This window comes from Bradyrhizobium manausense (assembly GCF_001440035.1).
GTDB classification, from domain to species: domain Bacteria; phylum Pseudomonadota; class Alphaproteobacteria; order Rhizobiales; family Xanthobacteraceae; genus Bradyrhizobium; species Bradyrhizobium manausense.
Genome location: NZ_LJYG01000112.1, coordinates 142461 through 152411 on the forward strand (window position 1 = coordinate 142461; position 9951 = coordinate 152411).

Genomic DNA, 9951 nt, shown 5'->3' on the forward strand with positions numbered 1-9951 from the left:
GGGCTCGACCGTGTCGTTCTGGATCTGCTTCTCCATCGCGCGGAGTTTGGCGACGTTCTTCTGGTGGGCGTCGTAGGTTTCGGTGAAGGCGTGGCCACCCGAGCCGTCGGCGACGAAATAGAGGTCGCGGGTGCGGGCCGGGTTGGCTGCGGCCTCCAGCGAGGCACGGCCGGGATTGGAGATCGGGCCCGGCGGCAAGCCCTCGATCACATAGGTGTTGTAGGGCGAGGGCTGCGTGATCTCGCTGCGCTTGATCGGGCGTCCCAGCGTGCCCTTGCCGCCGACGAGGCCGTAGATGATGGTCGGGTCGGACTGCAACTTGATCTTCTGCTTGAGGCGATTGACGAACACGGCCGCAACACGGCTGCGCTCGTCCGGCTTGCCGGTCTCCTTCTCGACGATCGAGGCCAGCGTCACCAGCTGCTCCGGCGTCTTGACCGGCAGGTCCTGGCTGCGGCGCTCCCAGATCTCGGCGAGCACGCGCTTGTGCGCCTGCTGCATGCGCTGGATCACCTGGTCACGCGGGGTCCCGCGCGGGAACTTGTAGGTCTCGGGCAGCAGCGTGCCTTCGCGCGGCAATTCATGCACGCTGCCGGTGAAGATGTCGTTGTCGCTGAGCCGCGCCACGATCTGCTCCGAGGTCAGGCCCTCGGGAATCGTGACCGCGTGCTGGACCACCTTGCCCTCAACGATGGTGGCAATGACGTCGCGCAAGCTCGCGTTCTTCTGGAACGAATATTCACCGGGCTTGAGGTCCGAGCTCGCCTTCAGCGCAGCCACGGCGCCGATGAACACCCATGGGTTGACGTCGGTGACGCCTTCCTTGTTCAGGGTCTCGGCGATGTCGCGCTTGCCCGCACGCTGCGGGATGTTGACGACCTTGTCTTCCTTCAGCGGCCCCGGCGATTCCAGCACCTGACGGCCGTAATAATAGGCCGCGCCGGCGCCGATCATTCCGATCAACAGCAAGGTGATGATGGCGTTACCGACCACGACGAACGGATTGCGTGCCCGTTCCGAACGCTTCGGCGGCGGCGGGACCTGCTCGGGCTCGAGCGCTGCCCGCGGACTCCGGGGCGAAATGGGCGGCCTTTCACTCATCGAAGCAACCTGAATCCTGCCGGTTCAATCGCAGCCAGACAATCGCTTGCCGAGCCCAATGCACGCGCCCACTGATATGACTATCGCCGAATACGGCAAAACGGTGGATTCGTCTCGAACGCAAACTATTGGACCAGACGCCGGACGATCACCGACGCATTGGTACCGCCGAAACCGAAAGAGTTCGACAACGCGACGTTCACCTCGCGCTGCTTCGCCTTGTGCGGCACGAGATCGATCGCGGTCTCAACCGACGGGTTGTCCAGGTTGATGGTCGGCGGCACGACATTATCGCGAATCGCGAGGATCGCGAAGATCGCCTCGATCGCGCCGGCCGCGCCGAGCAGGTGGCCGGTCGACGATTTGGTCGAGGACATCGCCACCTTGGAGGCGGCATTGCCGAGCAGCCGCTCCACCGCACCGAGCTCGATCTCGTCGCCGAGCGGCGTCGAGGTGCCATGCGCGTTGATGTAGTCGAGATCGGACGCGGTCAGTCCGGCGCGCTTCAGCGCGGCCGACATGCTGCGGAAACCGCCATCGCCATCGGGCGACGGCGACGTGATGTGGTAGGCGTCGCCCGACAGGCCGTAGCCGATCACCTCGGCATAGATCCTCGCGCCGCGGCGACGGGCATGCTCGAACTCCTCCAGGACGAGGACGCCGGCGCCCTCGCCCATCACGAAACCGTCGCGGTCCTTGTCGTAGGGGCGCGAAGCCTTCTCGGGCGTCTCGTTGAAGCCGGTCGAGAGCGCACGCGCGGCATTGAAGCCGGCAATGCCGATGCGGCTGATCGGCGACTCCGCGCCGCCCGCAACCATCACGTCGGCATCGCCGAGCGCGATCAGGCGGGCGGCATCGCCAACCGCATGGGCACCGGTCGAGCAGGCCGTGACCACCGAATGGTTCGGGCCCTTCAGCCCATGGGCGATCGAGACGTAGCCGGAAGCGAGATTGATCAGGCGGCCCGGAATGAAGAACGGCGACACCCGGCGCGGGCCGCGCTCCTTCAGGAGAATCGCGGTGTCGGCAATGCCGTTGAGGCCGCCGATGCCCGAACCGATCATGGTGCCGGTGGCGCACTTATCCTCTTCGCTCTCGGGATGCCAGTTGGCATCGTCGAGCGCCTGGCCGGCCGCAGCCATGCCGAAGATGATGAAGTCGTCGACCTTGCGCTGGTCCTTCGGCTCCATCCATTTGTCGGGGTTGAAGCTGTCGTTGCTGCCGTCGCCGCGCACGACGGTACAGGCGATCTTGGTCTGCAGATCGGAGACATCGAAGCTCTCGATCCTGCGCGCACCGCTTTCGCCGTTGAGGATGCGTTTCCAGGTCGGCTCGACGCCGCAGCCGAGTGGCGACACCATGCCGAGACCAGTGACGACAACCCGCCTCATATCCGAAAACTCCGCATCGAAAGATTCACGGCCAATAACAAGAAACCGGCTGGCCGCTGCGAAGCGGCCCGTCCGGTTTCAATGTTGTCCCCGCGAAAATGAAGAGCCTTAGCTCTTCGCGTTCTTCTCGAGAAACTTCGTGGCGTCGCCGACGGTGAGAATCGTCTCAGCGGCGTCGTCCGGAATCTCGCAACCGAATTCTTCTTCGAACGCCATCACCAGTTCGACGGTGTCCAGACTGTCGGCGCCGAGGTCATCGATGAAGCTCGCTGCGTCGACAACCTTCTCGGGTTCAACACCAAGGTGTTCGACCACGATCTTCTTAACCCGCTCGCCAATGTCACTCATTGCATAACCTCGTGTTGTTCCCTGTAGACCCGACCCCCCGGGACGATACGAGCCGTCGTGGTCGTTGACTGCCTTCGCTTACGAACTTTGATTTGGCCCCATCTTAACCGATGGAGGCCCGGCGAACGACGGCCAAGGCTCCGCATCGCCAATATACAGGGTTTCAAAAACCTGCAATGGCGTTCTTTGCCCATCCGTTGAAGGTCCGGTTATCATACTTCAACTGCCTTGACTACACGCCTCAATTCGCTCCGAAAACGGCCGTTTGCCGCATCCGCACCAGCCATGTGGGCAGTGCGGAACGACGAGTCAGATCATGGCCATGCCGCCGTTGACGTGGATGGTCTGGCCGGTGACGTAGGCTGCTTCGTTCGAACTCAGGTAAACGGCGGCGGCTGCAATGTCCTCGGGCGTACCCAGGCGGGCAGCCGGAACCTTGGCCAGAATGGTCTCGCGCTGCTTGTCGTTGAGCGCATCGGTCATCGGCGTCTTGATGAAGCCGGGCGCGATGCAATTGGCGGTGACACCGCGCTTGGCGTATTCGGCGCCCAGCGTCTTGATCATGCCGATCAGGCCGGCCTTCGACGCAGTGTAGTTGCCCTGCCCGGGGTTACCGGTGACGCCGACGATCGACGTGATCGCAATGATGCGGCCGAAGCGCTTGCGCATCATCAATTTGGTGGCGGCACGCGCCAGGCGGAAGGTCGCGGTCAGGTTGACGTTGATGACCTCATCCCAATCCTCGTCACGCAGCTGAACGAACAGATTGTCACGCGTGATGCCGGCGTTGGCGATGAGAATGTCCACCTGGCCCATCGCAGCTTCCGCGGCCGGCACCAGCGCCTCGACCTCGTCGGCCTTGGAGAGATTGCAAGGCAGCACATGGGTGCGCTCGCCGAGCTTGCCCGCAAGCTCATCCAGCACCTCTTTCCGCGTTCCCGAAATCGCGACGGTCGCGCCCTGCGCATGCAGCGCCTGCGCGATCGCGCCGCCGATGCCTCCGGTCGCGCCAGTGACGAGCGCTTTTTTGCCAGTGAGGTCGAACATTGAGAAACTCCTCTAGCCCTGCTTCGCAGCGGCCAATGCGTCCTTGGCGGCGGCAATATCGTTGGGACCGCCGACTGCAACGCCGACGGCGCCGTCCGCAATGCGCTTGACGAGGCCCGTCAGCACCTTGCCCGCGCCGATCTCGAAGAAGCGGGTGACGCCCTGCCCGGCCATATAGGCGACCGACTCGCGCCAGCGCACCGTGCCGGTCACCTGCTCGACCAGCCGGCGGCGAATCTCGTCGGGATCGGTGATGGCGCTCGCCAGCACGTTCGACACCAGCGGCGCAGCCGGCGCCTTGATCGTGACCTTGGACAGCGCCTCGGCCATCGCATCGGCGGCGGGCTGCATCAGCTGACAATGGAACGGTGCGGACACCGGCAGCAGCATCGCTCGCTTGGCGCCTTTGGTCTTGGCGATCTCGACGGCGCGGTCGACCGCGGCTTTGTCGCCGGAGACGACCACCTGGCCGCCGCCATTGTCATTGGCAGCCTGGCAGACCTGGCCCTGCGCCGCCTCCCTGGCGACCTCCATGGCGGCGTCATAGTCGAGGCCGAGCAGCGCCGCCATGGCGCCGGCGCCAACAGGCACGGCCTTTTGCATTGCGAGACCGCGGGTGCGAAGCAACCGCGCGGTATCAGAGATTGTCAGGCTGCCCGCCGCCGCCAGCGCCGAATATTCGCCGAGCGAGTGACCGGCGACGAAGGCGGCATCCCGTCCCACGGAAAATCCCGCCTCAGTCTCCAGCACGCGCAGGGTCGCCACCGACACCGCCATCAGGGCCGGCTGTGCGTTCTCGGTGAGCTGAAGGGTCTCGGCCGGGCCGTCCCAGATGGTCGCTGTCAGCTTCTCTCCAAGCGCGGCATCCACCTCGTCGAACACGGCGCGCGCCGCCGGATAGGCGTCGGCCAGGGCCTTGCCCATGCCAACCGCCTGGGAACCCTGCCCCGGAAATGTGAATGCTGCCGTCATCGGCGCGCTCCCTGGATCGCTCAACCCGTGTGCCACGAGAACCCGGCAGCCGATGACGTCCGGCCCGAGCCTTGGTTCCGGACCATGCTCCGAAAGGGGCCGTAGACACTGTCCGGGGCCGGAATGTCAAGCCAAGATAGGAACTTCCGCCGGCATTCAACGGGGGATGCGGCCGCTAGAACCCACCGTCGGTCTGGTTGGCATCGACCGCCGCCCCCGCCCGTGCGCGGCGTGCGCTGTTCACCAGCTGGCCGGGACGGTCATCACGATCGGGCTTCGCGGTCGCAAGCCGCAGCACCGCGGCGTAGTTCGGCTGCACTTCCATCCGAGCGGCGTGCCGGCTCTTGCTGAGAAGGCGATGGACCTTCGGCAGGTTGTAACAAGGGACGTAGAACAAGAGATGATGCTCGAGGTGATAGTTCACGTAGTACGGCGCGATGAACAGACGCTCGAGAAAATTGGCGTGCGTGGTGCGGGTGTTGCGCAGGGGATCGCTGCTGTCGGGCACGACGGCGTGTTCGGCGATGTTGCGGATGCGGGTGATGACCATCATCCAGGTCAGCAGCGGCACCAGCCATAGCAGCGGATAGGCCCACCACACGCCGGCCGCGGCGAGGCCAGCGAACATCACGGCGTTGACGAAGCACTGTGGACCGAGCTTCTCCCGGAAATGCGCGGCGCGCCGGCGCCACGGCCAATCCTTCGGCCCGAGCGCGTTGAGCAATTGCGCCTTGCGCTGCTGGTAGCCGGTCTGTCCGGTGATGTCGCGGATGAACTTGCGGCGGTAGCTTAGTTTCGTGATCGGAAACGGCGCCGATAGCACCAGATCAGGATCATCCTTCTGCTGGGTGCGCGCGTGATGCTGCAAATGATAGCGGCGATAGCTGCGCGTCTCGGCAAACAGCGGATAGGCGCAGAGCCACTGGCTCAGCGCCAGATTGGTCGTCTCGTCCGCAGACAGACAACCATGCGCGCCGTCATGCATCAGGATCGCCAGACCTAGCTGTCGCGGGCCGATGAGGGCGACGGCGAGAACGTAGGTGAGCGGATTGGGCCACCACGCGACCAGAGCGATCGCACCAATGATGAGCGCCCAGGCGTGGGCGATCATCGCGACGCCTTTCCACGTCACGCGCTGACGCACGTCGGCGAGTTGATCATCGGTCAGGAAATCGCGGGCACGCATGCGAAGCGCGGTCATCGCCTACCCCTCCTCATTCGAATTGCGCGGTGTGTCACGCTCGTCGACGAGACGCAGGCGCGCAGTATCACCGGTCGATTTCGCCTGCTCGCCGAGCACACGCAGCATCTCGGCGCATAGCGCTTCGGGCGAGCGGCCCATGGCGTAGCCTTCAAGGATGACGCCGATGGCGACGGCCCAGAAGCGCCGCGAGCTTTCATCGGGCGCGCGCAGCGAGCGCCAGCCGTGGCGCGCCACCTGGCCCGCATAGGCGCGCGCGCCTTCAGCATGCAGGCGCTCGATGGTGCGCTCGACCAGCGGCGCCAGATCCTGGCGTCGCCGCGTCAGCGTCAGCGCCTCGGCGAAGAAGGCGATCGAATCGCTCGCCGTCACGGTCTCGGCCAATGCGTGCGTGTACTCCCGCGGCGTGCGCGCCTTCAGCGCCGCCTGTTCGGTCGCGCGGGCCAGATACAGCAGATCGCGGCAGGCGCATTCGACGAACAGCGCCTCCTTGGTGCGAAAGTAATAAGTGATTTGGCTCGGGAACGCGTCCGCGGCGGCCGCGATGTCGGTGATCGCAGTGCCCGACAGCCCCCGCTCGCGAAACATCGGGCTCGCCGCATCCAGCAGCAGGGACCGCATCTTGCGCCCGGCCGAGCGCGTCGCCCGCGCCGCATGCTTGGGGTCGCCTGCCGCCTCGAGCGCGTCCTGGGCCGGCTTTTCCGCCATTGGGGTCCTCTCCCTGATTTATTTGTATGACATACAAACAAATAGGTCAAGCCCACCACTGTCTTGCCCCGCGCCGGCGGGGCATCCAGTACGCCGCGCCTCATCGGTTCAACAACAGCCGCCTCGGAGTACTGGATCGCCCGGTCCTAGTGCACAATTGCGCAATGGCTGGGCGATGACACCGAGTGTGAGGCGAGCACGTTCGGGCCGCAACGGGACCATCCGGGGCCCAAAAACATGGCGTCAAACCTTGCAAAGCCGGCCAAAATCCGTATAAGCGCGCCATCCGCAGAACCCCGGCCGGGAGCTGAACGGACGGTCTCAGCAAATCCTCAGTGATTTTGGTGTGGCAGGGCCAGTCGGCCCGTCGTCCCGTGTTTCCGCCTTCTGAGCTTAATCCCAGAGTCCTTTCCGAAGGTCTCTTAAGGGCTTGACGCCGGGCAATGCGCCAACACGAGGAAAGGACTGATATGGCTCTCTATGAGCATGTTTTTCTCGCGCGCCAGGACGCGAGCACGCAGCAGGTCGAAGAGCTGACTGCGCAGATGACCGGCATCGTCGAAGGTCTCGGCGGCAAGGTCACCAAGACCGAGAATTGGGGCGTTCGCTCCCTCACCTACCGCATGAACAAGAACCGCAAGGCGCACTTCGTGCTGCTCAACATCGACGCGCCCTCCGCGGCGATCGCCGAGATCGAGCGCCAGGAGCGCATCAGCGAGGACGTGATCCGCTATCTCAGCGTCCGCGTCGAGGAGCTCGAGGAAGGCCCGTCCGCGATGATGCGCAAGGCCGACCGTGATCGCGAGCGCGACGATCGTGGCGGCGGCTTCCGCGGCGAGCGTGAAGGCGGCTTCCGTGGCGACCGCGAAGGCGGTTTCCGCGGTGGTGATCGCGACGGTGGCTTCCGCGGCGATCGCGGGCCGCGCCGCCCGCGCGACGAAGCTGAAACGACGGATGGGGAGTAAGAACAATGGCTGAAGCTGGTGCACGCCGCCCGTTTTTCCGTCGCCGCAAGAGCTGCCCTTTCACGGGAGCCAATGCGCCGAAGATCGACTACAAGGACTCCAAGCTGTTGATGCGTTACGTCTCCGAGCGCGGCAAGATCGTGCCGAGCCGCATCACCGCAGTGTCCGCGAAGAAGCAGCGTGAGCTCGCCCGCGCCATCAAGCGTGCGCGCTTCCTGGGCCTGTTGCCCTACGTCATTCGCTAAGACGAATTCGGCCGGCGGCGATTGTACCGCCGGCCGTACTCCTTGAATTTCATAAGGCTTCCGGGTCGTCCGGTCGCCGATGGTTGGGGCAAAGCGCCTCTAACCGCTCGAAGGGAGCGGGACAGCTGATGATGGTATTTGGACTGATAGCCCTGATCGCCGGCGCTGCGTCGGCCCTGATGTTCGCCTCGATCGTGTCGGGCGCGCTGATTTCGCTTGTCCTGTTCTATCTCGCACCGTTGCCGCTGATGGTCGCCGCGATCGGCTGGGGGCCGCTCTATGCGAGCTTCGGGGGTATCGCCGCGGCGGTCGGCCTCGGCGCGATCTTCGGCCTGCCCTATTGCATCGCCTTTGCCGTCACCATCGCCCTGCCGGCCTGGTGGCTTGGCCATCTTGTCCTGCTCGGCCGGCACGTTGCGGGCGTGACACCTGCCGTGGACGTCGCTGCGCCCGCCGAACCTGAAATCGAATGGTACCCGGTCGGCCGCATCCTGTTGTGGATCGCGGGCTTCGCAGTCCTGACCACGCTCGCGGCCCTGCTCACGCTCGGCACCGACGCCGATACCATCACCGCTACGCTGCACCGCGGCTTGATGCGCATCCTCCGCGCCACCGATCCGCAGGCCACTGGTGAGGCCGACCAGTTCATCGATGCGCTGGTCCGGATCGCGCCGGCTGCCGCCGCCATCGTCTCGATGATGACGCTCACGCTCAACCTTTGGCTCAGCGCCAAAGTGACGGCGACATCGGGCCGGCTGCGCCGTCCCTGGCCCGATCTGAAGACGGCCGAATTGCCGGCGATGACGCTCGCGGTGCTCTGCATCGCGCTTGCCTTCTGCTTCACTGGCGGCCTGCTCGCGATCGTCGCGCAGATCACCACGGCGGCATTGATGATGGCTTACGCGCTGACCGGCTTCGCCGTGCTGCATACGCTGACACTCGCGCTGAAGAGCCGCACCTTCTGGCTCGGTTCAACCTATGCCGTTGTCGTCGTGTTCGGCTGGCCTGTCATCGCGATGGTGATCCTTGGGCTTGCGGATGCCGTGTTCGGCTTCCGCGAGCGCTTTCTGCGTAACCGGCAGCCGCCGCCATTGCCGATATCTTGAGTTCAACCCGAAACTGAAAACCAGAGCACTTCAAAGGAGAACGAATATGGAAGTCATTTTGCTGGAACGCGTGAGCAAGCTCGGCCAGATGGGCGAAGTCGTGAAGGTTCGCGACGGCTATGCCCGCAACTTCCTGCTCAAGCGCGGCAAGGCGCTGCGCGCCACCGCCGACAACCGCGCCAAGTACGACGGCATGAAGGCCGAGCTCGAGGCTCGCAACCTTGCCTCGAAGGGCGAGGCGGCCAAGGTCGCCGAGAAGATCGAGGGCAAGAACATCATCGTGATCCGCCAGGCCTCGGAAGCCGGCCAGCTGTTCGGCTCGGTCAACGTGCGTGACATCGTCGTCGCCTTCGAAGCCGACGGCATCTCGCTGGCCCGCCCGCAGATCCAGCTCGACGCGCCGATCAAGACCATCGGCAAGCGCTCGATCACCGTCGCCGTCCACCCCGAGGTCGAGGTCGAGATCACGGTCACCGTCGCGCGCAGCCAGGACGAGGCCGAGCGCATCAACCGCGGCGAGGACATCTCCACCCGCAACGAGGACCGCGACGCCGCCGCCGAGGCGATCGCCGCTGCCGGCGAGTTCTTCGATCCGGAAGCCCAGCACGACGACGTCGCGCCGGCTCCGGCCGCGGAAGAGAAGTAAGCCTGCTCGTCATTCCGGGGCGGTCCGCAGGACCAGACCCGGAATCTCGAGATTCCGGGTTCTCGCTTCGCGAGCCCCGGAATGACGAACACCATCAAAAGCCCGGTCGCCTCAGGCGGCCGGGCTTTTTGTTCTTACAGTGAGGTTCTCGCCGCGCATCGCAATCGAGATGGGTGCCGTTGCGGTCCTGCTTAGCGCGAGATCGGCGGCGTCGGCGGGCC

Annotated in this window: 11 protein-coding genes; 4 read left to right on the top strand and 7 right to left on the bottom strand. The window is 65.0% G+C overall.

Annotated features, from left to right (window positions below):
* The 7 genes from mltG to AOQ71_RS37225 form a co-directional block, all read right to left on the bottom strand.
* A partial coding sequence (mltG, locus tag AOQ71_RS37195) for an endolytic transglycosylase MltG (RefSeq protein WP_057757975.1) occupies nt 1–1101 on the bottom strand: 1101 nt, incomplete at its 3' end.
* Between the two features lie 125 nt (nt 1102–1226).
* The gene (gene fabF / locus AOQ71_RS37200) at nt 1227–2492 is read right to left on the bottom strand and encodes a beta-ketoacyl-ACP synthase II (protein WP_057757977.1); all 1266 of its coding nucleotides are present in this window, start codon (nt 2490–2492) and stop codon (nt 1227–1229) included.
* Between the two features lie 108 nt (nt 2493–2600).
* Nucleotides 2601–2840, bottom strand: coding sequence for an acyl carrier protein (locus AOQ71_RS37205; protein WP_008130699.1), 240 nt, complete (start codon nt 2838–2840; stop codon nt 2601–2603).
* A gap of 309 nt (nt 2841–3149) precedes the next feature.
* Nucleotides 3150–3887, bottom strand: coding sequence for a 3-oxoacyl-[acyl-carrier-protein] reductase (gene fabG / locus AOQ71_RS37210; RefSeq protein ID WP_057757979.1), 738 nt, complete (start codon nt 3885–3887; stop codon nt 3150–3152).
* A 12-nt stretch (nt 3888–3899) separates the two neighbouring features.
* Nucleotides 3900–4859: an ACP S-malonyltransferase gene (gene fabD, locus AOQ71_RS37215; RefSeq protein ID WP_057757981.1), complete on the bottom strand. Its 960-nt coding sequence runs from the start codon at nt 4857–4859 to the stop codon at nt 3900–3902.
* A gap of 175 nt (nt 4860–5034) precedes the next feature.
* Nucleotides 5035–6060 (bottom strand): fatty acid desaturase family protein, encoded by a 1026-nt coding sequence (locus AOQ71_RS37220; protein WP_057757983.1) that lies wholly within the window; start codon nt 6058–6060, stop codon nt 5035–5037.
* 3 nt (nt 6061–6063) lie between these two features.
* Nucleotides 6064–6768, bottom strand: coding sequence for a TetR/AcrR family transcriptional regulator C-terminal domain-containing protein (locus AOQ71_RS37225; protein ID WP_057757985.1), 705 nt, complete (start codon nt 6766–6768; stop codon nt 6064–6066).
* 470 nt (nt 6769–7238) lie between these two features.
* On the opposite strand from AOQ71_RS37225, the gene rpsF reads away from it, so the two are divergent.
* The 4 genes from rpsF to rplI all read left to right on the top strand — a co-directional run bounded on the left by rpsF (nt 7239) and on the right by rplI (nt 9730).
* Entirely contained in the window at nt 7239–7733 is a 495-nt protein-coding gene (gene rpsF / locus AOQ71_RS37230; protein ID WP_057757987.1) for a 30S ribosomal protein S6, read from the top strand.
* A 5-nt stretch (nt 7734–7738) separates the two neighbouring features.
* Complete coding sequence (gene rpsR, locus AOQ71_RS37235; RefSeq protein ID WP_007592020.1) at nt 7739–7978, top strand: 30S ribosomal protein S18; 240 nt, start codon at nt 7739–7741, stop codon at nt 7976–7978.
* Between the two features lie 128 nt (nt 7979–8106).
* Nucleotides 8107–9084 carry a DUF2232 domain-containing protein gene (locus AOQ71_RS37240; protein WP_057757989.1) on the top strand — a complete coding sequence of 326 codons (978 nt, stop codon included), beginning with the start codon at nt 8107–8109 and terminating at the stop codon, nt 9082–9084.
* Nucleotides 9085–9130: 46 nt separating this feature from the next.
* Nucleotides 9131–9730, top strand: a complete 600-nt coding sequence (rplI, locus tag AOQ71_RS37245; protein WP_057757990.1) for a 50S ribosomal protein L9 — start codon at nt 9131–9133, stop codon at nt 9728–9730.
* Nucleotides 9731–9951: the final 221 nt, after the last annotated feature.